This window comes from Ammoniphilus soli (genome assembly GCF_040813775.1).
Genome location: NZ_JBEGDL010000026.1, coordinates 29,367 through 52,399, shown reverse-complemented (window position 1 = coordinate 52,399; position 23,033 = coordinate 29,367). Strand labels below are relative to the sequence as shown.

Sequence of the window (23,033 nt, the reverse complement as noted above, 5' to 3'; positions counted from 1 at the left end):
CCTGGAAATTAAAATCCAAATCGATCTTGCAGCGATCCGAATCTAAATCGCCAGAAAAATTTATCTCCCCATCCTATTTTATTGGGAGGCTCCTCAGCTTTTGGTTGGGCCGGTGTGTTTTCCTCTTGCTGATTGGTTGCCAACTGAAGCGCCTGCGCAACGTTAATCAACCCATGTCCATACTGAGTATCCCAGCCAGTCGGCCCCAAATCCATGGAGGATTTTTGGATGATATCACGGACATCTTCGACACCTAACTCCGGATTAGCCGATAAGATCAGACCAGCTAAGCCGGCTACATGGGGACAAGCCATGGACGTGCCAGACAAGGCCGCATATTCATTATCCAAAAAGGTGCTCGGGATATCCACACCAGGTGCAGCTACTTCAATATAGTTCCCATAGTTGGAGAAATTTGCGCGTTCGCTTCGGTCATCCACTGCGGCTACGCTGATGACTTCAGGGTAAACAGCAGGATAGCTGGACTGGTCCGTGTTATCATTTCCTGAAGCAGCGACGAGAACAATCCCTTTATTATAAGCATACTGTACGGCTTCGTGAAGGATAGCCGAATGATTGTAATTGCCGACACTCATATTAATGACTCGCGCTCCATGATCCGCAGCCCATCTAATACCTTTAGCAATATCGAAAGAAGAGCCCGTTCCGTCGCCACCCATCGCTTTGATAGGCATGATTTTATTGAACCATGCAACCCCGGCAATCCCCAATGTATTGTTGGTTTTAGCCGAGATAATCCCTGCTACGTGGGTACCATGCCCATTATCATCCTGGGGATTGTCGTTTTCCGCTACGACGTTATACCCATCTACTAGCTTACCCTGAAAATCCTGGTGTAATAAATCAACCCCTGTGTCGACAACAGCAATTACGATGTCTTCCTTTCCGGGAGTTACTTCCCAGGCTTCATCTGCATGAATAAGCGGCAAGTTCCATTGGTAGCGAGTATATAAAGGATCGTTTGGCATGCGATTAGGAAGCAGAAGATAATTGGGTTCAACAAACTCCACGGTGTCCATGTTCTTAAAATAGTCGATCAATTCTTCGGTTGTTTTCGTTGAAGATTTGAAAATGTGGTATGGATCCCAATTTCTTTTCACTTTTCCTCGGATGTCGTCACATATTTGAGCCAATTCAGCTTCGCTTGGATGATCTTTAAACTTGACTGTAACTTCTCGTTTCACAGCATGGCTCTTATCCTGTGAATTGTGGTGAATGGTCATGATGTGCGGGCTGTGATTAAGCGCCTCAACCGTCTCCCTGACCTGCCCGATATAGTTAATCCTCACGGGGACTTGATCGGTTCGGGAGTCATTGGAGATGCCCGGCTGGTTTTGCTGATAAGGCATCCTGTTTGAAAGAGGAGTAATAACTAACGCAAAAAGAAAAGCAATTAGCGAAAGAGTCATGAAATATCGAATCAATGGGCTCACCTCAAGATTTTAGTCCTTAAGGTTAGGATGGTTTAAATGGCTTCTCTTCATGATGGGGATTGATTCCATGTAGAAAAGCGCAAAAAAAAAGCGCCCCTGTACAACAGGTACGCTTGTTTATTCTTTATTTGCTGTTAACGTATGAAGCGTAATTTCAGGCCGAGATCTTAAGCGGATATTAAATCCGGTTTGTCCTAGGCCTTCGCTGATGTAAAAGGCCTTATCATCATGATAATGCAGACCTTTAATGATGTTCATGCGCGGGAGCTTTCCCATTTTGGCTAAGTGGTAAGCTCGCGGATAATGGATTTGACCGCCGTGGAAATGTCCGCTTAACAGATAATCGTAGTGGTATCCTTGCATTTTCAATACAATGTTCGGATCATGGGTTAATACAAGTACTACCCCATCCACGACTTGATCATAAGCCTCTGCCACATCACTGCGCCGTGTATGATGGTCATCGATTCCAACAATATTTATGGTCTTGCCGGCATGTGTAATCTGTCTTGTCTCATTGATAAGAACATGAACCCCTTCTTGAATCATGGCTTCCTTCATTTGATTAAAGTCTGGTTTTTTCAGTACATAATCATGATTGCCGAATACCGCATATATGCCATGCTTAACAGGCAGCTGCTTGAGTACTTTTATATATTCCATAAACTTTGGAATACTTTTGGCACGATCAAGATAATCACCTGTCAGAGCAATTAAGTCAATTACTTCGTTTTTGAGATCGTCATAAAGCTGTTCTGGCGTGATTGATAGGTTTTCCATGTGCATGTCAGATAAGTGCAGCACCTTCATATCCCCATCCCAGGATTGGTTAACTGGAAGGGTAATGCGGGTAAATACCGCTCTCTTCGTATTTTGATAAGCATAGAAGAGGACGGCAGCGAAAATAAAGCCAATAATCCAAAACATAATATATCACTCTTTCTATACTCAGAATATATAACGATTATACATCATAATTAATATGTGATGGTTGATAAAATCTTGGAAGAGGAATCGCCTGAGACAATAATGAAGTTTTTTTAAAAAATTTTTAAAAGTAGGCAGGATTTGTAAAATTTCCGTGGAATTGTTATATAACATAGAGATATATAAATAGAACAATAGAGGAGTGAGTCTGCAATGACGGTAAGAAATGGGGAAATTTTACTTCTTGATGAGCAGGCCAATCTAAAAAACTATAATGAAACAGCAGCATCAATGGATTGGAAACAGGTTGAAGAGCATTTCAGCTGGGCCCATACAGGGCGTGTCAATATTGTTTATGAAGCAATAGACAAGCATGTGGACGAAGGAAAAGGCGACAAGGTAGCCCTTTATTATACCGATGGCATTAGGGATGAACAATACACCTATGCACAGCTTCGTCAACTATCTTGTCAATTTGCTAATGGACTTAAAGAATTAGGAGTCACTAAAGGTGAGAGAGTGTTCATCTTTATGCCCCGAAGCCCGGAGCTCTATATCGCTTTACTAGGAATTGTCCGCATAGGGGCAATTGCTGGACCTTTATTTGAAGCCTTCATGGAGGAAGCTGTTAAAGATCGTTTGCTTGATAGCGGGTCTGTAGCGGTTGTCACTACCCCTCAGTTGCTTAAACGGATTCCCGTAGCGGAATTGCCTCAGCTTAAGCATGTAATCCTGGTCGGTGCAGAAGGAGAACCTGCGGAAGGCCAGGTCCGATTCGAACAATTGCTGCAGGTGTCTAATGATTATGTAATCGAATGGGTAGACCGTGAATCAGGGATGCTGCTTCATTACACCTCAGGTTCCACGGGGAAGCCAAAAGGAGTCCTGCAGGTTCATGATGCTATGCTTCATCAGCTGATATCAGGCAAATGGGTTTATGACCTAAGAGAAGACGATATCTACTGGTGCACAGCAGATCCGGGTTGGGTAACCGGGACATCTGCAGGGATGTGGGCACCGTGGTTAAACGGAGTAACCATCGTACTCCGAGGCGGCCGTTTTAGGCCAGCAGATTGGTATGCGACTTTGGAGAAATATAAAGTAACCGTTTGGTTTAGTGCTCCTACCGCTTTTCGGATGCTGATGGGAGAAGGAAATGAATTGCCGAAGACGGCAGATCTTCGTGCCTTGCGTCATATCTTGTCTGCAGGAGAACCTTTGAATCCAGAGGTTATCCGGTGGGGACTGGATATTTTAGGAAAGCGCATCCATGATAATTGGTGGATGACAGAAACGGGATCTACCATTTGTGCCAATTATAGAAGCATGCCGATTCGACCCGGATCGATGGGTAAGCCCCTGCCTGGAATCCGCCTGGCCATCATCGACAATGAAGGCCAAGAAGTTCCGCCAAATACCATGGGCAATTTAGCGATCAAGCCGCCTTGGCCAGCTATGATGAGACAAATATGGGGCAATGAGCAAAAGTACAAAGAGTACTTTGCAACGGGCTGGTATGTGAGCGGAGATTCGGCTTATATGGATGAAGACGGATATTTCTGGTTTGAAGGCAGAGTGGATGATGTCATTAACACCTCCGGGGAGAGAGTCGGGCCTTTTGAAGTCGAAAGCAAGCTTGTCGAGCATCCGGCGGTTGCAGAGGCCGGGGTGATTGGAGTTCCTGATCCGGTTCGCGGAGAAGTAATCAAAGCCTTCATCACGCTTCGAGCCGGATATGAAGAAAGTGAAGCACTAAAACGCGATATCACGAGCTTTGTTAAAGAACGCTTAGCAGCTCATGCAGCACCTCGCCTCATTGAATTTAAGGATAAATTACCTAAAACCCGTTCTGGAAAGATCATGCGCCGCGTACTGAAAGCTTGGGAGTTAGGCCTGCCGACCGGTGACTTATCCACGATGGAAGACTAACAAAGAAGTCTTGCCCGCTCGGTGGAGTCGGCAAGACTTCTTTGTACTGATATCCTTAGAGGATTACTATTAGTCTTCTTCAGCAAATAAATCGCTAGACAGATAGCGTTCGCCAGTATCAGGAGCAATGCAGGCTACTCTTTTCCCTTTTCCGAGCCGCTTGGCGATCTGCAAGGCTGTATAGACGGCAGCGCCAGCGGAAGTGCCTACAAGAATTCCTTCCTTGCGGGCCAACTCCCGGGTTGTGCGTACAGCATCTTCATCAGCAATGGCAAAGATTTCATCATAGACTTGAGTGTTTAATATTTCAGGAATAAACCCTGGGCTTGTACCCACAAGCTTATGAGGCCCAGGTTGACCGCCTGATAGAACGGGAGAGCCTTTCGGTTCCACGACATAGACTTTAATTCCTGGAATCTTATCTTTTAGCGTTTCTCCTGTCCCGGTGATTGTGCCGCCGGTTCCTGCTGTCGCCACAAATGCATCTAAGTTTCCGCCAGTCTGATCTATAATCTCTAAGGCTGTTGTGGTTCGGTGGATATCCGGATTGGCCCGGTTTTCGAACTGTTGAGGGATAAAGCTGTTCGGGATTTCCCTTTGCAGTTCTTCTGCTTTGCGAATCGCTCCGGGCATCTTTTCATCACCAGGGGTCAATACCACTTGTGCACCGTAAGCTTTCAGGATATTAATGCGTTCTTTTGTCATCGTATCCGGCATCACGAGAATCGCCTTGTACCCTCGGGCAGCAGCGTTCATCGCCAGTCCGATTCCGGTATTTCCGCTCGTCGGTTCAATAATGGTGGAACCCTCTGTCAGCAAGCCGGCTTTTTCCGCCTCAATAATCATGTTAAAAGCCGCACGATCTTTTACACTCCCGCTAGGGTTAAATTTTTCAAGCTTAACTAAGACTTCTGCATCTTCAGGACCAACGAGTCGATTCATTCGGACCATCGGAGTACTGCCAATAAGTTCTGCCATATTTTGTACCACACGCATATTGTACCTCCTTATGCCGGTCGAGAAATGTCGTAATTCCTATTATTTTTACTGGTTTTTGTGTATAATCATATGTTCTTCTGTAAGACTTGTCAATCTATGGGCTTCTCTATTAAACTAAAAGTATTTATTACATGTCACAAGGTTTGGATTCAAGACAAATTTCGAGGCGATTCATCAGTCTTAGATGCCAAAACTTGATTGGATTTTGGGTATACATGCATATAATACTTAATCAAGTAATACAATGTTCACGTAAGGTGTACGCAGATAAAGGGTACTGGGAGGAGAGAAGGAATGTCTGATATGGATAAACTACAGAACGATAAGCTTGGAGGCATAGCGGCAAGAAAAAACTTGCTGATCCCGTGCTTATTGCTTCTGCTTCGAGATCTCAGAGTCCATGGCTATCAATTGATTCAAGAATTGGTCTCCTTCGGATTTGAATCCATTGATCAGGGGTACGTGTATCGGACATTAAGGCAAATGGAGAAGGAAAATCTGGTTCATTCCCAGTGGGATACGACATCAGGTGGACCTGCGAAGCGAATTTACTCCATTACTCAGCAAGGGGAAGACTATTTAAGCGCTTGGGCGACTACCCTCGAGCAGTACCAAAAAACCCTGGATCGTTTTTTTGCTATGTACGAACGGCTTTTGTTTTCATCCTCAAAAAATAAGCCGGATAAATAGAGTTTCGGGAAGGAATTTATATAGATAAAGAAGAATGTTATACTCTTAGGACTCAAAACCCATTAGTAAGGTGGTATTAAATCTAGATGGCTGATAAGGGTAAAGGGATTTCATCTGATTTACATATGATGATCAATGTAGTACGTGCCATGTATAAAACGCTGGAAGAGGATTGGACAAGACAAGCTAGACAGCATGACTTGACCTCTCCCCAGCAGCATTTGCTATGGATACTCCATTTCCGGGATGGAAGCACGATTACAGAAGTAGCGAACTTAGGCTTGTGGCATATCTCCACGGCTATGCATCTCATTGACAAGCTAGAGGAGAAGGAATTAGTCCGCAAGGAAAGGATGCGCAATGACAAGAGAGCTTCCCGCGTATTCTTAACCGATAAGGGACGGGCTCTCCGTGATAAAATGTCGAAAGAGGACGATTTCTCCATCTATAAGCTGCATTCCGTGATTGAAAAGAAAAGAGAAGTCCTAGGCGTAGAATATGGACAGCTTTTGCAGTTTGGCTTAGCTGTGACACAGGAGCTGTACGGCAAGGAATACACGGACTTTCTTGAATCTTCAGCCAAAGTAATTGAAGCCGAGATCGAGAGGGATCGCGTGAACCAATAAGAAGCGGTATTGGCTTGTGCAAACAGAGTAAACAAAAAGAAAGGAGCGCCCTGTCTTATGGGAGCTCCTTTCTTGTCTTCTTGTACTGGTACTGTCAGACATACATTCAGCTAGGCGCGAGCCAAGTATTCTCGCTTTACGCTGTTTTTTTAAGCTGATTAATCCTTTTATCTATTTCAGGCAAATTAAAATAAATGGATGTGTGTTCTTTTCGGCCTTTGGCTTGATCAAATAATTGCACAGCTTTCTGCAAGTTACCTTTCGCTGCTTCAATTTCCGCTTCACAACCAAGCAGGATGATCGGCTTAACCCGTCTCATTCCGCTTAACTTGGTCATGATTTCAATCGCTTGCCCGACCTCCCCGATTCTTGCCAGATTACATAAAATGAGCGCTAAAACATTCGGGGTAGAAGGAACCTTTTCATAAAGACGGAAGGCAATTTCTAGTGATTCTCTATGCTGTCCTCGGTAATAGAGAATCCACGATAGATGGTTATAGAATAAAGTGCGAATCAATCGGTTCCGCAGGCCGCGAAGCTTAATCACTTTTTCAATGCCGGTCAGGATGTACGTTTCCGCCTTATCATAATCCCCATCCAATATCTCTTTGGTTGCCCGGTCAAGCAGCCCGACAGCCGAACGGTTCCTATGATAGGAGCGAATTAAAATTCTTTTTACCCAATGAGGAGATCGTTTAAACGGCAGACAAAGGTACTGATACCGAAAAGGAAAATAAAAACGTAGGAAAGCTACCAAGATGACCGTAATTAGTCCGAGAGTCAAGGAAAGGGGAGTGGGTTCTATTACATTCATGATAAACCTCTCTCTTAAATTTCTTCTAGCTTCTAGTATAGCATAACAGAAAAAGCTCTGAGAATGTTGGTGATGGGGTGCACGACCTGACCTATTTTCATATTCTACGAGAGTTGTGTCCAGATTATAACTAAGGGGGTCTTCATACTGTTCCATCTTGATGGTTTGAGATATAATAAGGTCGAGATCCAAAACAAATAAACTAATAAACATGATAGGGGCTGAGGAGTTGAAACATTTACAGGATAGTATCTACCAATTAATTGTTGAAACATCTACAAACCTTCCTCCGGATGTTCGCCGTGCCATCCTTAAGGCAAAGGAGATGGAAGATGCCGGAACGAGGGCTGCTCTTTCCCTGGCCACAATTACAGGAAACATTGAAAGTGCAGAAGTAAATCAATCTCCGATCTGCCAGGATACGGGAATGCCTACGTTTGAAATCAAGACACCTGCTGGAACCAACCAAGTGGAAATGAAAAAAGTCATTAAAGAAGCCATCGCATTAGCGACAAAAAATGGGAAACTCCGCCCGAATTCGGTCGATTCTTTAACAGGGGAAAACTCTGGAGATAATCTTGGACCAGGAACCCCTGTATTCCACTTCGAACAATGGGAGAAAGATGAGATTGAAGTAAGTCTCATCCTTAAGGGCGGCGGGTGTGAAAATAAGAACATCCAATACAGCCTTCCTTGCGAATTAGAAGGTCTGGGCAAAGCAGGCCGTGACTTGGATGGCATTCGCAAGTGCATCGTGCACAGCGTTTATCAAGCTCAAGGACAAGGCTGTTCTGCGGGCTTCATCGGCGTGGGAATCGGCGGCGACCGCACGTCCGGGTATGCTTTGGCCAAAGAGCAGCTGTTCAGAAAAGTAGATGATGTGAATCCAAATCCAACTTTGGCTCAGCTAGAGGACTACGTGTTGGAAGCAGCTAACAAGCTTGGAATCGGAACCATGGGATTCGGCGGACAAGCTACGCTTCTTGGCTGTAAAATCGGCGTGATGAACCGCCTTCCTGCCAGCTTCTTTGTATCAGTAGCTTATAACTGCTGGGCGTTCCGCCGCCAAGGCGTCTCCATTAACCCGGAGACTGGAGAAATTAAAGGATGGCTTTATAAGGATGAAGAAGTAAAGGTAACCGGCGACAATCAAGGCCAAAATCAGCAAGAGGGGAAAGAAGTTGTTGTTCTTCAAGCGCCTATCTCTGAAGAGCAAATCCGTTCCCTTAAAGTGGGAGACGTTGTCGTCATCAATGGCTTGATGCATACCGGACGCGATGCTCTGCACAGCTACCTCATGAATCACGATTGCCCAGTCGATCTCGACGGGGGAATCATCTATCACTGCGGACCTGTTATGCTGAAGGATGAGCAGGGCGAATGGCATGTGAAGGCTGCTGGTCCTACTACAAGTATTCGCGAGGAGCCTTACCAGGCCGATATCATCAAGAAGTTTGGCATTCGCGCCGTGATCGGAAAAGGCGGAATGGGACCTAAAACGCTAGCGGGTCTTCATGAGCATGGAGCCGTTTATTTGAATGCCATCGGTGGAGCAGCCCAGTATTACGCTCAGTGTATCGAGAAAGTAGAGGGCGTAGACTTTATGGAATTCGGTATCCCTGAAGCTATGTGGCATCTGCAAGTAAATGGCTTTACGGCCATCGTTACGATGGATTCTCATGGCAACAGCTTGCATGCGGATGTAGACAAGTCCTCCTTTGAAAAATTGGCTGAAATGAAAGAGCCTGTATTTAAATAAGGTATAAAAGAAAGAAGCCTGCTTGTTAGGCTTCTTTTCTTTTTTTCAAGACAGGATTTTGCTTTAAATTTCTAGTAATACTAGAGGATAACAATAGGATGCAAAGGAAGGGGAACGATGAATGACAACGTTGGACTATATTACAGAACAGCTTGTGGCCATTTTAAATATTCCAAGTCCATCTGGAAATACCGGAAAAGTGATGGCCTACATGGAACAGAAATTAAGCAGGTTGGGGATCGCTTGGACCAGAAATAACAAAGGCGGGATGATCGCAACCTTGCCGGGTAAACAAGATCGTCCTCAACGGATGCTCACGGCTCATGTAGATACGTTAGGAGCGATGGTTAAGGAAATTCACGCCAATGGAACGCTTCGCTTAACAAACATTGGCGGCTTTCGCTGGCATTCGGTAGAAGGGGAATATTGCTGGGTTGAAACCGCACAAGGGAAAGTATATTCAGGTACCATTTTAACGAAACAGCCGTCGGTTCATGTCTACCGGGAGATGGAGAAGCTGCCTAGGACAGAGGAAAATATGATCGTTCGTTTAGATGAAATGACCAAATCTGCCGAGGAAACACGGAACCTAGGGATCGAGGTCGGTGATTTTGTTAGTTTCGATCCTCGCGTTCAGATTACAGAGAGCGGATTTATCAAGTCCCGCTATCTCGACGATAAGGCCAGTGTTGCAGTGTTGCTGGGGCTGATTAAGGAAATCGTGGAGAGCGGAACCCCCTTGCCCTATACCACCCATTTTCTTATCAGCAATAACGAGGAAATCGGCTATGGGGGAAACTCCAATATTCCTTCAGATGTCAAAGAATATCTGGCGGTCGATATGGGAGCGATCGGAGAGGGGCAGGCCACGGATGAATACTGCGTCTCCATCTGCGCAAAGGATAGCTCCGGACCCTACCACAAAGAGTTTCGGCAAAAGCTGGTTGAACTGGCAAAGGAGGCAGGGGCTTACTACAAGGTCGACATTTATCCTTATTATGGTTCTGATGCCAGTGCTGCCCTACGGGCAGGCCATGATATCGTTCACGGCTTAATCGGGCCGGGTATCGACGCCTCCCATTCCCATGAACGGACGCATAAGCAGGCCCTGGAGAATACTTTGAAGCTGCTGCGCGCTTACCTTCGAAGCGAGTGAAGAAGGAATAGCCTTTCGCTATTCCTTCCTGCTCATTTGTTCCTGAGCCATACGAATCATTTCCTTCACCATATGGCCTCCGATTTTTCCTCCAACCCTTCCTGCATCTTTGGCTTCCAGATGACCATTATAGCCTTTTTGCAGGGGTACACCCAATTCTTTGGCGACTTCATATTTTACATCCTCATTTCCCTGGGTTCGGTACCCTTCTCTTTGCATAATATTCTGCTTGAATTGCTGCAAACCAGCGCGTGCTTCCGGGACGAGTAAACGATTCCGGTTTCGTTTTGACATCGCTTCATTCCTCCTTTATGTACTAGGATGTACATGGATGGCTTTACTAACCCGGAAGAAAACTATAATGTAGGGTGGAGGTGAGAATCTAATGGGGTACTGGAGGTCGGCCGCGCTGGTGACAGCGGGGGCCTCGTGTTATGGAGTTTTATCTACGATTGTGAAAACGGCTTATAGCCATGGGTTTACTACTGCCGGAGTAACGGGAAGCCAAATGCTATTCGGAGTTTTGCTATTGTTCCTGCTTACGCTAGGAACGGGTAATCTGACGAGCGTTCCATTAAAAAAGTGGGGAATGTTAACCTTGGCAGGGATGTTTACAGGCTTAACGGGCATTTTTTATTACGGCTCCCTTCAGACGATCCCTGCTTCCATTGCCATTGTTCTGTTGTTTCAGTTCACGTGGATCGGAGTTTTTATGGAAGCTATCATCGATAAAAGATGGCCGGAGCGGCCGAAGCTTTTTTCGCTTATTTTCCTGGTTCTTGGAACCATCCTGGCGGGCAATATCTGGCAAGCCGAATTCCGGGCGATTCCTATAGGAGGGATTCTCCTAGGGCTTTTGGCCGCTTTTTGTTATGCTGGATTTATTTTCTCCAGCGGCCGGTTGGCGGTTGATGTAAACCCTTGGATGAGAAGCTTGTATTTAAGCTTTGGTTCAATGGTGGTCGTCTTCCTTGTGTTCCCCCCAACCTTTCTCTACAATGGGACCATTGGGGAAGGGTTATGGCTCTGGGGGATCCTATTGGCCGGATTGGGAATCGTTCTGCCAAACCTCCTGTTTACATATGGGGTCCCAGAAATTGGCTCAGGCATGGCTACCATTCTTAGTTCGATTGAACTGCCCATGGCGGTCTTCATGTCTCATATCATATTGCAAGAACAAGTTTATTCTTGGCAGTGGCTAGGCGTCTTCATTATTTCAATAGGCATTATGGTCGCAAGGATACCTTTTGGAAAACGCGCTTGGCGGGTGCAAGAAGATTGAAATTGCAGGAAATGAATGGGATACTATAAGTAGAAACAAATTTTGGCAAAGGAGACATGTCGATGAGTTGGCAGATGGACCTTTTTAAAACGTTAACGGAAGCGCCAGGAGCTCCTGGATTTGAAGGCCCTGTGCGCCAAGTCATGAATCAATACCTAACCCCTTATGCGGAAAAGATCATTCAGGATAATCTAGGGAGCATTTTTGGCTTAAAAACGGGGAATCCGGAGGGTCCAACCATTATGGTGGCTGGCCACATGGATGAAGTAGCCTTCATGGTGACTCGGATAACGGAAAAAGGATTTATTCAATTCCAGCCTCTGGGCGGTTGGTGGAGCCAGGTGCTGCTGGCGCAGCGCGTAGAGATCCAAACGGATGAAGGGCCTGTTGCAGGGGTCATCAGCTCGATTCCTCCCCATGTCCTGAGTGATGAAGCCAGAAACAAACCCATGCAAATTAAAAATATGTACATTGATGTTGGAGCAGATGACCAGGCCGATGCGGAGAGAATGGGCGTTAAGCCAGGGCAGCCTATCATTCCGATTTGCCCTTTTACCGTTCTGGGAAATGAGCAGAAGCTGATGGCAAAGGCTTGGGATAATCGGTACGGCTGTGCTCTGAGCGTTGAATTGCTAAAAGAAATGCAAGGGGAAAGCCATCCCAATATCATTTATTCCGGAGCGACTGTACAAGAAGAAGTCGGCCTCAGAGGGGCTGCAACCGCTGCTCAGATGATTCAGCCGGATTTATTTATTGCCCTGGACGCTAGTCCAGCAGGGGATATTCCGGGGGTTTCCGAAGGAATGGGGAAACTCGGCGGAGGATTATTAATGCGGATCCTGGACCGGACGATGGTTACGCTGCCTGGTTTGCGCGACTATGTGATCGATCTTTGCGATGCCGAAGATATTAAGTATCAGTTTTTCGTATCCCCTGGGGGAACCGATGCAGGAAGAGTCCACACGACCGGGAAGGGAGTCCCTTCACTTGTTATCGGTATTCCATCCCGTTACATCCATAGCCATGCATCCATAATCCATCGGGAGGATTATGAGGCAGCGAAGAAGCTGCTGATCTCCCTTATTAAACGAATGGATCGTGCAACCCTAGAGGAAATCAAGAAGCGCTAAATGAGGGATAGTCATGCACCATCTTTACTTGCGAAAAAAAAGCCAGGCAGAACAGCAGCGCGTTCAGTATACGTACTTATTTGATGACCATGGACTTTCACCTGCGAATCAAATCCTAACGCGTCTGTACCGGCAGATGATTCTCGCCGTTGAGGAAAGCCTGACGGCCGTAGAGGTCGAATATGTTGACATCTTTTTGGCAAAAAACCTGGGTGCGGAAAGAGCAAAGCAGCTATTGCAGCTGCTGGGGGCAACGAAAGAAAACATCCGGGAAAACAAAAAAGGGGAAGTGGTGCTCAGTCGAAGTTTTCGGGCACCGTTGACTCCTGAGGCTTTGCACTATTTCAAGCGCATGCAAGATCTAGAGGAATTATCCGCATATGCCCTTTATTCTGATCAGGAAAAAAAGGTAGAAGTTTACTTTGCCAAGCACATGACCGTGATGTTGAATCCCGCTGAGGAAGACCGTTTTTTTAAGCTGCTCGAAGAAGACAGAATACGCTACAAAACCGTCTAAGCGGTAAAATATTTGTAAAATAGGATTGTATTGTGTCATATTTTGTTATATGCTTGATTATGGACCATTCGGTATGAACGCCAAATGGTTGGGAGTTATTGAACTTGACCCAGATGAAAACATCTGGGTCTTTTTTTGTCTTATTTAACTTCGATCTGCTGGATCCCTTTGATTGGGTTGTTTCGGTTGCTGCCATCAGCGAAGAGAAGATGAAACGGCCCTTCGCTGCGGATAGGCTTGCCATCTAAAGCAAAGCATAAAATGCTTTCCATAGCGGTTTCAATGTCCAATTCGACCTGCTCACCTGACTCCAAGTGGCAAACCACGGTGGTCGCGTCCTCTAAGGGATGAGCATTCCTAAGGAAAGGCTTAAAGGGAACAGCCCAGTCGCCGGAGATATCTTTTTTCTGGACAAAAAGCTGCTTCTCGCGTTCGGGGTCGGGCAAGGCTGCTCCTTCTCGCAATTCCTTGTCCCATAATTGTCCAATCGTTCTTTGATAGGCCGCAGCTTCATCTTCTTGTTCTTCTGCCTTAAAAAATTCTTCGAGACGTTTTTTGCGGTCATCAAAAATCCAAACCCCCGGGTCCAGCGTAATGCCGTGTTGTACTTTTCCTTTGATTAAGACAACGTCTGCCATATGTAATCTTTGCCTCCATAACTAGTCTGCCTTCTATATTAACATATTCCTTATTTCCAAGCTTACCGATTCTAGGATTTGGTAACGCATTCCATTGTTTTTTTGTCTTCCCAATCAATCAGATTATGATACACTAATACTTAAGGATACTATGGGATTAGGAGGGAATGAGAGTGCCTACTGTCACGGCCATTGAAATTCAGCAAAAAGCCATTCAAATGTTGCAGGCTGATGCTGACAAAATATTGAAGCTTATTGAGGTCCAAATGAAAAGCTTTACAATGCCTCAATGCCCTCTGTACGAAGAAGTACTGGATACTCAAATGTTCGGTTTATCACGAGAAATCGATTTCGCCGTGCGATTGAAGCTGATTCAAGAAGACACAGGAAAGCGCATTTTGCAGGAGCTTGAACGCAAACTAAACGAACTTGATGAGCTGCATCAAAAAAATGAAGATATCGCCAACTAGTCCCTTTTGAAAAGGGGCTATTTTTTTTATTAAAAAAGAGGGGGAATCAGTCCCCCAAGCTGCTGAAGGTATATAAGTAACAGAACAAAAGTGGCAGGTGTTTTGTTTGTTATTCTCTTTAGCATATGTAGGAGTAGTAAAAGGAGTGAAACTTGGAAAAGATAAGCAAGCAAGCTTGGCGCTCATTTGCCAAAAAAGGAGGTAGGAAAGATGACACAGCCTTATCTTTGTCCAAGATGCAAAACGAATCGTTCTCGTTTTAACATTATCCAGCAGGTCTCTCAGTCGATTAAAATGGACCCATCAACAGGAGATATCGTGCAAGTGTACCAAGACGAAGTGACAGATCCTTTTCATAACCCTTATGCAGGGCCCTCCTACCGGGTTCAATGCGCCCTCTGCAGCCTGATCGAGGATGAGGAAGTCTTTTTAAAGGCAGCATTGAACCCAAGCTTAAGCCGGTAATTTTATCGGCTTTTCGTTTGAGTAAAATTAACAGAATAGTTAAAGGATTTTCTATTCGCGATAGAGAAATACATAGGTATAAGAAATCTTAGTGGATCATGTTCCGTGAGCCCAGGTTCCGGAATAAGATAGAGAGTATAAACAAGGAGGGATTATAATGGCTGAGAAACTCGAAAAAGGCATTGTCAAAATCGCAGATGATGTGGTCGCAGTCATTGCCGCCATTGCCGCGGCGGAAACCGAGGGAGTAGCAAGCATGTCTGGGGGGATCGTGGAAGGATTCGCCCGGAGGGTAGGCGGAAAAAATGTCCATAAAGGGGTTCATGTCGAAGTGGGCGAGGTGGAAGCAGCGATTGGCCTCCGCGTCATTTTGCATTACGGCGTAAAAATTGATGAAGTTTGTAAAAGGCTTCAGTATCAAGTCAAGGATGCGGTTGAAACCATGACCGGGCTTCGCGTTGTGGAAGTCAACGTAAAGGTAGAAGGTGTCGAATTTAAAGAAACGAAACCCCCGGTATTGGAGGAAATATACCGGCTAAGATAACCGTCAATTATGGAAAAAACTCTTATGCCCCAAGCGTTTTGGGTTATAAGAGTTTTTTAATTCCACGTCGATTATTTCAATTTATCCTTGATCGAAGCAAGCTTTTTCTTCGCCGCTTCAGATACGGAAGATGGCACAACCGCTTGATAGTCGATGCCATGCGGGAAAAGGTGCTTTCCGATATAAGGCTCCTCAAGCTTGAGGATCGTGTCGTGATCCAATGTCTCTCCTTTAACCACGTGAGCTTGTACACGCAGATAAAAAGTGGACTTGGTTGCTCTATCCTCAAATTTATAATCGTATGTAGCGTGCTCATAATCCCATGCCCAACGAACAAAACCAGCATCAAGAAGGATATGGTCCAGCTCCCCTAGGCTTACTTCCAATCCGTTAAAACCCACATTCATTAACACGGTGGTATGCCTCCTTTTTCTCTGCTTAGTAAATCAACGCTTTTACCATGATATTATGTTTTCCTGAAACGCGCAATCCAAAAGTAGGATGTATTTGGTGACGATTTGGTGTATGAACAGGGGAAATTTCGGGAAAAGTACAATTGATCATGATTTAAAGGAGGGTTTTTAAATGGCTAATTCAATTCGAGATATCATGTCTACAAATGTGGAAACCGTTACGTTAAAGGATAATGTTTTTGAAGTTGCCTGTAAGATGAGAGACCATAACGTAGGTGTCATTCCTGTTGTTGATGAAAGTCAGAATTGTATCGGCGTGATTACGGACCGTGATATCGTCATTCGCGGCTTGGCTGAGAAGAGAGAAGGGTCTGCTGCCGTTGAGAAGGTAATGAGCACTGGTCTGGTTACAGGCTCTCCGGAAATGTCGATAGACGAAGCCGCTAAATTGATGGCAAATGAGCAAATTCGCCGTCTTCCCATTGTGGAAAACGGAAAGCTTGTGGGGATCGTAGCAATGGCTGACCTTGCGACACGCACCAACTTTGCGGATGAGGCTGGTTATGCTTTAAGCGAAATTTCCGAGCCCACTGGACAGCATTCTCAAGGAATGCAACAATAAACCCTCCATGAGCCCTTTTACCTGGGGCTCTTTTTTTATGCCATTAACCGATAAGTCTTTCTGTTCCTTTTCCAACAGACAACCTCCAAGATGTTACTGGAATTGAAGTCAGATATTAGCTAGAATGGAATCAATAGATGATTTATAAAGAGTGGTGAAAATGAAAAAGAAATATGACGCAATCATCATTGGCGCTGGCGCTGCAGGAGTTTCTGCGGCCATATGGGGGAAACGGCTGGATTTGGACATCTTGCTTGTCGAAAAGGAAAACGGGGTCGGAGGCCAGTTATACCGGGTAGGAAACCCCATCATCGATTATCCGGGAGTCAGGGTGAACCATGGAAAAGAGCTGGCGGCTTTGCTGCAAGAACATCTCTCCGCCCTTCAAGTCCCTGTGCTGCAAGCGGAAGTCGCTCAAATAGATCCCCTTCATAAGCAAGTGATAACCAGCAAGGGGTCGTTTTTTTGCGATTACCTTATCCTTGCGACAGGAGCTAGAGATAAGAGGCTTCATATCCCGGGAGAACAAGCGATGTTATCAAGAGGGGAACAATATTCTACGACAAAGGAACGACATCAGTTTGCCGGAAAAAAGGTCTTGGTGGTCGGGGGAGGTGATCGAGCGATAGAAGGAGTTCTTAATGTGGCCGATGTGGCGGAACATACTTGGCTCGTTCACCGAAGCTCCCAATTTCGGGCTCAGCAGCGATTTATTGAAGCCGTTCAGGCTCACCCCAACGTTACGCTTCTTATGGAGTCCCATCTGATCGAAATTGGGGATGAAACCGCTCTTAAAACCGTTCGATTAAGTGTGCAAGGAAATGAAAGGACCATTCCGATGGATCGCGTGCTGATACGCATTGGCATGGAGCCGGATAACCAGTTGGTCAGAGAGATAGTACAGATCCAAGAAAACGGGTCTATTGAGATTGATGCCATTTGCCGTACCTCGGTTCCTTGGATCTTTGCTATTGGCGATGTGGTGACAGCTCCAGAATATCGCAGCGTCTCCTGGAGTGTAGGACAAGGGATGGTCGCAAGCAAGTCCATCTTGGTTGAATTGATGCAGAAAAGGGAGTAGCCGAGGTCCAGTCTACTCCTTTGTTTCTTTTAACCGTTCTTCAAATACCTTAAGCGCATTATACCCCTGCTGCTGAAGCCTCCAGTTTTTTGCTGCCACTTCAATTAAACCGGCGATATCCCGGCCAGGACGGACAGGAATTTCAATGTGACGGATGGTCACGTCCAAATAGGTTACGGTTTGTTGTTCGACCCCTAAAGCATCATAATGATACTTTTCTTTCCAAGGGGAGAGAAGGATATCTAGGTTAACCTGTGTTTCCTCTTGGAAAGAGCCAGATCCATACAGCCGAGGAATATCCACAAGGCCGATTCCCCGAAGGGACAGAAAATCCCGGTTACTCTGGTTATGGGTTCCCAAGAGCGTCACGGGGTCAATTTGCTTTAAGATGACCAAATCATCGGAGACGAGACGATGCCCGCGTTCCACCAAAGCCAAGGCGGCCTCGCTTTTTCCGATTCCGCTGTCTCCGCGCAGCAGAATTCCAACACCGAATACATTCAGGCAAACGCCATGCACACCGATTTCATTGGCTAACGCTTTTTCTAAAAAATTATTAAGCTTCGATAGAAACTTTGTCGTTTTTTCAGGTGTTCGCAACAGAGGTACGTTTTCTTCCATGCAATGCTTTTCGAAGTAGGTTAAGTCCTCTTGTCCTCTTGCAATAATGAAGCAAGGAGGGTGCTGCTTGACGACATCTCCAATTCTCCTGTCGCGGTCTGCATGCGACAACGAATGCAAATACGTGATTTCCTGCCTGCCTAGAAGCTGGATCCTCTCCTTCGGGAAATGTTCGAGAAAACCGGTAAATGCTATCCCTGGGCGATGAATGTCGTCGTGAAAGACATAAGCGGACAGTCCTCCATCACCCGTGACAACCTCCAGCTCCATTTTTTGGACGATCTCTTGAATCGATATTTTTTTCATGATGTCTCCCTCTTCAAGCCGTCTTCCCGACTAGTTTTCCTCTAAAAATAAAAAAAGAAGGCCTGTGAACGAGGCCTTCTTTTACCAGGGTTTCGAAATGCTTCAATGGAGCTTTTTTACAAAAGAAACATAGCCACTATAGTCGTTACAATCAGGCCGATCACGACAGGAACCAGGTTTCTTCGGGCCAATTCAAAGGGATCGACATTACAGATAGCTGCCGCTGGGATCAGTGCCCATGGAATCAATGTACCTCCTCCTACCCAAATCGCAGCAATCTGTCCGAGAGCTGTAAGGGTGGCAATTCCTGTTCCTATGGCTGTACTGAACAGCTGGGCGATCGAACCGGCAAGCGAGATGCCGGAAAAGCCGGAACCGTCTAATCCTGTAATTGCGCCGACGATTGTTAAAGTAACCGCGCTGACAGGGGCATTGAGAGGAACTGCGGAAGCCAGGGCAACCCCAAGGTCATTGACGATTCCATGAGAACCGGATGGAAGAACTTCCCCAATGATTTTCGCAATTCCGCTATCTCCTAAATAAAAAAAGGCAGCAATCGGAATGACGGGGCCAAATACCTTAAACCCGAATTGGAAGCCATGAATAAAGTAGTCGGTGATTTTTTCCATTCGTTTTTCGGAATAATGAATCATGGTTGCTAAGATGAGGATGACAATGGCCGTTCCGCCCACTAAGGCCGTCGCATCTCCGCCTTGCAGGCCGAGGAGAACCATGGCTACGACATCCAACGCAAAAAGGAGGGGGATGACAATAGCCATGAGCTTAATCCAGAAACTCGGCTTGGCACCTTTTCGTTTGGCTTGCAGGGTTCGCAGCTGATCATGATCAACCGTCAATACCCCTTTTTTCATATCGCGTCGCAAGAAAAAGTAGGCCACTGCAGTTGTCACGACGCCCATGGTCACCACCAAGGGGACACTGGCACTGACTACATCACTGACCGGGATCCCAGCGGCACCCGCTGTGAGAGCAGGAGCTCCTTGAATGACAAAATCCCCTGACAGCGCAATTCCATGACCGAATAAATTCATTGCCATGGCTACGCCTAATGCTGGGAGGCCGACTCGCAGGGCTACAGGCAGCAAAACGGCCCCAATCAGGGCAACGGCCGGAGACGGCCAGAAAAACCAGGAAATAAGCATCATGACAATACCAATGACCCAATAAGCCAATGTCGGGGATTTAATCAGTCCCGCAACAGGACTAATCATCAATTCATTGATGCCGGAGTCGGTAAGAATTTTACTCATCCCTACAATAATGCTGATGACGAGGATCGTCCCCAGCAGTTCGGTGATAGCAAAAACAAAGCTGTTAAAAACGGTGCCGACCGATTGGCTAATCGATCCCGTGGTGAGAAGCCCAATTGTCAAGATGCCCAAAATGCATGTCAGTGTCGTATCTCGACGCATGACCATTACGCCAATGATGAGCAAGACAAACAGGAGGTATACCCAGTGTAAAGGCAGTAATTCGACACCCATAAAAAAGCCTCCTAGTATAGATTGAAAACGACCTGTTGAAAAGGTTGTTATCAGCCTATGCCTAGGAGGTAAGAGGAGTTCCTGCCATTAGCCCAGTTTTTTGAACTGGACAGGATGGTTGTTTTTGGTCATTTTCACTACGGCAACCGGATAGGTAATGACAGAAGCCGCCATGCCTTGCGGTTTTTTTTCTTCGTAATAGATGACGGTCTTTCCATCCGCATGCTTCACTTTTTCGATCACAACAGAGTATCCAGCGGATGGTCGCTGTCCCAAAGCGATGACGACAAACGTATGCCCTTCCTTATGGATGACTTTGGAACCACCCTTTTGCTTCATGGACTTGACAGCGTCCTCCACAAACGCAGGATAAGGGGGTTTAAGCACTTCAAAGCTCACTTGGGCGTCATTCCTTTCTTTGGCAACAGGGCTGGCAGCCTGAACGCTGCATCCCGTGATGATCCCAATGGATAATAAAAGGCAAAAAAGTGCCTGCCATTTTATGTTTATGCACAAACGCTTCATAATAAACACTTCCTTTCTCAAGCATCACATAAGTTTAGTATGAATTTTTTTCTTGCCAGGTATCCATGGTATGATAGGAGCAGTGAGGTGTTGGACGCAATGAGATGGATGGAAACGGTCAGCATGCTATCCGACCGGGTAAAAAAGCAAATGATACAGGAACATGGGCAAAGCGGAGAGGATCTATCGTTTCTCCTCGATCCCCATTATTTAGATCAGTGTTGGACACGGCTTGCTGAGGATGACAAGCAGGTCATCCGTTTTTTCCTTTGGGCCAAGGGGGAGGATTTTTTAACTTATCGAGAATTAGAGCAGGGGAATCTCCCCCTCCCCTCTGCCAGATTTCGTTTGGCCTTAACCCGGCTTCGCCGGTTGGGCTTCGTTTATACGTTAAGAAGGCTATGGGGTGAATTGGCTTATGTGATCCCCCGGGAGCTTTTGGCTCTATTCAGGAGACAATTAGTACCTGAGCATTCATCGTGGAAAAGGGACAGAATTCTGCCCGTTGAATCATCATATCACATCCTGCAGGATATCCTGCAAGCGTTAAATAATGTCAGATATCACCCGCTTGAGCTGACCAAAAAAGGGACAGTCAATAAAAAAAGCTTGCGCCAGATGTTTGCCGGACTTGCGGTAAGCAAAGAAATGTTTGCGTTTGCGGGCAATTCTACCCCGTGTCTTCCACCCTATGACAAGCATGAAGCCATCCTACTGGATCTTTTATCCCAGTGGGATCTCTGGCAGATAGAGGAGGACCGCCTTGGTCTGAAGCAGGTGGAAAACTGGGTGCAAGAAAGCCAACAAAATCTTCAAAGGCAGTTTTGTGAGCTTCTCTATCCCTATTTAAACTTGTCCCCTTCGCTGCAATTTTGCTGGGACCTTTGCATGTCCTTGAGGCGAAACCAAGTCTATTCTTTAGGTGCGATTCTTGAGTCTATGGGAGATTTTGCGCCCTCTATGGAATCGGTGCTCACTAATTGGCTGGAGCCTTTGGCACGCATGGGGATTATCCGTTCCTTGCCTGTTGAGGGAGATACACTGTGGATGTGGGTCGAATGGGAAGAGTGGCCTTCTGCGACAATCTATGTTCAGCCCAACTTTGAAATTTTACTCCCCGCCTTTTCTCCTATGAAAAGAAAGTGGGAGATCCTCTCCTTTGCATCCTTGCAAAAAAAAGAGGAAATGTGGAGCTTGAGCTTGACGCGGCAATCCGTTCAGCCTTACTTAGAATCCGGTGGCACCGCCCAGGAGCTGTTAGCTTATTTGGAACAGCACAGTTCGGTTCCCCTCACCGATCAAATGAAGGAAACCATCCAGCAATGGGAAAGGGAATTTCAGCAGATTTCCTTTATGGACTGCCGCATCATGCAAGTCAGTCACCGCGATTTAGCGGATGAAATGGTAAAAATCCCTTCTATTGCAAGATTTCTGAGGGGAAGACTAGGGGACCGGGCTTTTCTCGTTCACGTCACGGCATTCGAACAATTGAGAGACGAATTGGAATTGCGGGGCTATCCGATAGGGCCTGTCCAAAACCTATTGCTGCCCCAGGAAGAAAAGAAGACAAGAGAGCTGCAGGTTTTTAAGCCTTCAGCCATGACCGTCGATTATAAGGTGGAGAGTGTGTTTCCGGATTTGGAGGATGCGATTCCTGGCCTGCGACAGCTTCCCAAAATGTGGATGGCCAATTATTCTCGCTACCACGAGTCTACTTTAAGAGACCTTCTGCAAAAAGCGGCCCAATTGAATATGGAGGTCCGCTTGCAGTGGAAGGGAAAAGAGTCCCGCATCTATCCCCTAAGCGTTGTAAACAAAAATGGCTACTGGCATGTTCAGGGCTATGGTGAAGACCGGAAGGAACAGGACGTTCGGCTAGAGGATATTGGCAATATCCAGATTTTATGGCCCTGAAGAAATTGGAATGAGCTCGACAGCAAGCCAACATGAAATTTTTGAGGTATAATAAAGGAGAAATGAGGTGACTATTGACCGATGATAGCCCACGAGCTGAACATCGTTGAAGTGCTGGGTTCAGCACAAGATATCGCAGATATGATTATGGCCTCAGAGGAAATGAAGATGTATCTTGCCGCTAAGCAAGCTTTGGCACAGGACCAAGAGGCTCAACATAAATTAGCTGCTTTTCAGCGGCTTAAAGAGGATTACGAGGAAGTCGAGCGGTTTGGGAAGTATCACCCCGATTATGAGCGGGTGAATCGGCAAGTGCGGGAGATGCGCCGCGAGCTGAAGGCCATAGGGTCAATTGAAGCCTTCAAGAAGGCAGAAAGCCGCTTGGATGATTTGCTTTACCACGTCTGCCGGACCGTGGCCGATGGAGTATCCGAATCCATCAAAGTCCCGAGCGATAACCCTTTATACAGCCTCGGTGGAGGTGGATGCGGATCCGGAGGATGCGGCACAGGCGGCGCTTGTGGCTGCGGATAAGGAAAGACCTTCACATAACTGAACGAATTGTCGACCGCCTGGTGTGCAACTAGGCGGTTGATTTTCTTTCGGAGGGAATGAAATGGAATGGAATGGCAAAAGCAGACGAATA

25 protein-coding genes are annotated in these 23,033 nt (G+C 46.1%); 15 read left to right on the top strand and 10 right to left on the bottom strand.

The genetic code is table 11. The annotated features are described in order from the left end of the window. Positions 1-8: 8 nt before the first annotated feature. Both ABLT31_RS29260 and ABLT31_RS29255 read right to left on the bottom strand, forming a co-directional pair. Positions 9-1,430 (bottom strand): S8 family peptidase, encoded by a 1,422-nt coding sequence (locus ABLT31_RS29260; protein WP_367758328.1) that lies wholly within the window; start codon positions 1,428-1,430, stop codon positions 9-11. 141 nt (positions 1,431-1,571) lie between these two features. Beyond that, positions 1,572-2,381, bottom strand: a complete 810-nt coding sequence (locus tag ABLT31_RS29255) for a metallophosphoesterase (protein ID WP_367758326.1) — start codon at positions 2,379-2,381, stop codon at positions 1,572-1,574. A gap of 213 nt (positions 2,382-2,594) precedes the next feature. Here ABLT31_RS29255 and acsA point away from each other — a divergent pair, with 213 nt between their 5' ends. Then, positions 2,595-4,310, top strand: coding sequence for an acetate--CoA ligase (gene acsA, locus ABLT31_RS29250; protein WP_367758324.1), 1,716 nt, complete (start codon positions 2,595-2,597; stop codon positions 4,308-4,310). Between the two features lie 69 nt (positions 4,311-4,379). Here acsA and cysK read toward each other — a convergent pair whose 3' ends face one another. Beyond that, positions 4,380-5,306 carry a cysteine synthase A gene (gene cysK, locus ABLT31_RS29245; RefSeq protein WP_367758322.1) on the bottom strand — a complete coding sequence of 309 codons (927 nt, stop codon included), beginning with the start codon at positions 5,304-5,306 and terminating at the stop codon, positions 4,380-4,382. Positions 5,307-5,603: 297 nt separating this feature from the next. Here cysK and phaQ point away from each other — a divergent pair, with 297 nt between their 5' ends. Both phaQ and ABLT31_RS29235 read left to right on the top strand, forming a co-directional pair. Beyond that, the gene (gene phaQ / locus ABLT31_RS29240) at positions 5,604-5,999 is read left to right on the top strand and encodes a poly-beta-hydroxybutyrate-responsive repressor (RefSeq protein WP_367758320.1); all 396 of its coding nucleotides are present in this window, start codon (positions 5,604-5,606) and stop codon (positions 5,997-5,999) included. An 86-nt stretch (positions 6,000-6,085) separates the two neighbouring features. Beyond that, complete coding sequence (locus ABLT31_RS29235) at positions 6,086-6,625, top strand: MarR family transcriptional regulator (protein WP_367758318.1); 540 nt, start codon at positions 6,086-6,088, stop codon at positions 6,623-6,625. 136 nt (positions 6,626-6,761) lie between these two features. Here the strand turns inward: ABLT31_RS29235 and ABLT31_RS29230 are convergent, their stop codons facing one another. Next, a complete protein-coding gene (locus ABLT31_RS29230; protein ID WP_367758316.1) occupies positions 6,762-7,439 on the bottom strand; it encodes a tetratricopeptide repeat protein in 678 nt (225 codons plus the stop codon). 229 nt (positions 7,440-7,668) lie between these two features. Between ABLT31_RS29230 and ABLT31_RS29225 the strand changes: the two genes are divergently transcribed. Then, positions 7,669-9,198: a fumarate hydratase gene (locus tag ABLT31_RS29225; RefSeq protein WP_367758314.1), complete on the top strand. Its 1,530-nt coding sequence runs from the start codon at positions 7,669-7,671 to the stop codon at positions 9,196-9,198. A 121-nt stretch (positions 9,199-9,319) separates the two neighbouring features. Continuing rightward, on the top strand, positions 9,320-10,354 hold the full coding sequence (locus ABLT31_RS29220) for a M42 family metallopeptidase (RefSeq protein ID WP_367758312.1): 1,035 nt from the start codon (positions 9,320-9,322) through the stop codon (positions 10,352-10,354). Between the two features lie 18 nt (positions 10,355-10,372). On the opposite strand, the gene ABLT31_RS29215 is transcribed toward ABLT31_RS29220, so the two are convergent. Beyond that, entirely contained in the window at positions 10,373-10,648 is a 276-nt protein-coding gene (locus ABLT31_RS29215) for a small, acid-soluble spore protein, alpha/beta type (RefSeq protein ID WP_367758310.1), read from the bottom strand. Between the two features lie 91 nt (positions 10,649-10,739). Here ABLT31_RS29215 and ABLT31_RS29210 point away from each other — a divergent pair, with 91 nt between their 5' ends. The 3 genes from ABLT31_RS29210 to ABLT31_RS29200 are packed head-to-tail and all read left to right on the top strand — an operon-like array spanning position 10,740 to position 13,283. Further along, the gene (locus tag ABLT31_RS29210) at positions 10,740-11,636 is read left to right on the top strand and encodes an EamA family transporter (protein ID WP_367758308.1); all 897 of its coding nucleotides are present in this window, start codon (positions 10,740-10,742) and stop codon (positions 11,634-11,636) included. A gap of 56 nt (positions 11,637-11,692) precedes the next feature. Next, a complete protein-coding gene (locus ABLT31_RS29205) occupies positions 11,693-12,766 on the top strand; it encodes a M42 family metallopeptidase (RefSeq protein ID WP_367758306.1) in 1,074 nt (357 codons plus the stop codon). A 13-nt stretch (positions 12,767-12,779) separates the two neighbouring features. Continuing rightward, positions 12,780-13,283: a hypothetical protein gene (locus ABLT31_RS29200; RefSeq protein ID WP_367758304.1), complete on the top strand. Its 504-nt coding sequence runs from the start codon at positions 12,780-12,782 to the stop codon at positions 13,281-13,283. A 140-nt stretch (positions 13,284-13,423) separates the two neighbouring features. Here ABLT31_RS29200 and ABLT31_RS29195 read toward each other — a convergent pair whose 3' ends face one another. Continuing rightward, on the bottom strand, positions 13,424-13,921 hold the full coding sequence (locus tag ABLT31_RS29195; protein WP_367758302.1) for a molybdopterin-binding protein: 498 nt from the start codon (positions 13,919-13,921) through the stop codon (positions 13,424-13,426). Between the two features lie 167 nt (positions 13,922-14,088). Between ABLT31_RS29195 and ABLT31_RS29190 the strand changes: the two genes are divergently transcribed. The 3 genes from ABLT31_RS29190 (at position 14,089) to ABLT31_RS29180 (ending at position 15,400) form a co-directional block, all read left to right on the top strand. After that, on the top strand, positions 14,089-14,391 hold the full coding sequence (locus ABLT31_RS29190; RefSeq protein ID WP_462976546.1) for an Fpa/YlaN family protein: 303 nt from the start codon (positions 14,089-14,091) through the stop codon (positions 14,389-14,391). Between the two features lie 210 nt (positions 14,392-14,601). Further along, on the top strand, positions 14,602-14,856 hold the full coding sequence (locus tag ABLT31_RS29185; protein ID WP_367758298.1) for a DNA alkylation repair protein: 255 nt from the start codon (positions 14,602-14,604) through the stop codon (positions 14,854-14,856). Positions 14,857-15,013: 157 nt separating this feature from the next. Next, positions 15,014-15,400: an Asp23/Gls24 family envelope stress response protein gene (locus tag ABLT31_RS29180; RefSeq protein ID WP_367758296.1), complete on the top strand. Its 387-nt coding sequence runs from the start codon at positions 15,014-15,016 to the stop codon at positions 15,398-15,400. A 71-nt stretch (positions 15,401-15,471) separates the two neighbouring features. Here ABLT31_RS29180 and ABLT31_RS29175 read toward each other — a convergent pair whose 3' ends face one another. Continuing rightward, on the bottom strand, positions 15,472-15,807 hold the full coding sequence (locus ABLT31_RS29175; protein ID WP_367758379.1) for a YugN family protein: 336 nt from the start codon (positions 15,805-15,807) through the stop codon (positions 15,472-15,474). 178 nt (positions 15,808-15,985) lie between these two features. On the opposite strand from ABLT31_RS29175, the gene ABLT31_RS29170 reads away from it, so the two are divergent. Together ABLT31_RS29170 and ABLT31_RS29165 are read left to right on the top strand one after the other, a co-directional pair. After that, the gene (locus tag ABLT31_RS29170) at positions 15,986-16,435 is read left to right on the top strand and encodes a CBS domain-containing protein (protein WP_367758294.1); all 450 of its coding nucleotides are present in this window, start codon (positions 15,986-15,988) and stop codon (positions 16,433-16,435) included. A 160-nt stretch (positions 16,436-16,595) separates the two neighbouring features. Continuing rightward, entirely contained in the window at positions 16,596-17,516 is a 921-nt protein-coding gene (locus tag ABLT31_RS29165) for an NAD(P)/FAD-dependent oxidoreductase (protein ID WP_367758292.1), read from the top strand. Between the two features lie 12 nt (positions 17,517-17,528). On the opposite strand, the gene hprK is transcribed toward ABLT31_RS29165, so the two are convergent. From hprK to ABLT31_RS29150, 3 genes are all read right to left on the bottom strand, one after another. Beyond that, positions 17,529-18,443 (bottom strand): HPr(Ser) kinase/phosphatase, encoded by a 915-nt coding sequence (gene hprK / locus ABLT31_RS29160; protein ID WP_367758291.1) that lies wholly within the window; start codon positions 18,441-18,443, stop codon positions 17,529-17,531. 116 nt (positions 18,444-18,559) lie between these two features. Beyond that, the gene (locus ABLT31_RS29155; protein ID WP_367758289.1) at positions 18,560-19,948 is read right to left on the bottom strand and encodes a hypothetical protein; all 1,389 of its coding nucleotides are present in this window, start codon (positions 19,946-19,948) and stop codon (positions 18,560-18,562) included. A gap of 87 nt (positions 19,949-20,035) precedes the next feature. Beyond that, positions 20,036-20,473, bottom strand: a complete 438-nt coding sequence (locus ABLT31_RS29150; protein WP_367758288.1) for a protease complex subunit PrcB family protein — start codon at positions 20,471-20,473, stop codon at positions 20,036-20,038. A 99-nt stretch (positions 20,474-20,572) separates the two neighbouring features. Here ABLT31_RS29150 and ABLT31_RS29145 point away from each other — a divergent pair, with 99 nt between their 5' ends. Both ABLT31_RS29145 and ABLT31_RS29140 read left to right on the top strand, forming a co-directional pair. Beyond that, complete coding sequence (locus ABLT31_RS29145) at positions 20,573-22,387, top strand: helicase-associated domain-containing protein (RefSeq protein ID WP_367758286.1); 1,815 nt, start codon at positions 20,573-20,575, stop codon at positions 22,385-22,387. A gap of 81 nt (positions 22,388-22,468) precedes the next feature. Further along, complete coding sequence (locus ABLT31_RS29140) at positions 22,469-22,921, top strand: YlbF/YmcA family competence regulator (RefSeq protein WP_367758284.1); 453 nt, start codon at positions 22,469-22,471, stop codon at positions 22,919-22,921. Positions 22,922-23,033: the final 112 nt, after the last annotated feature.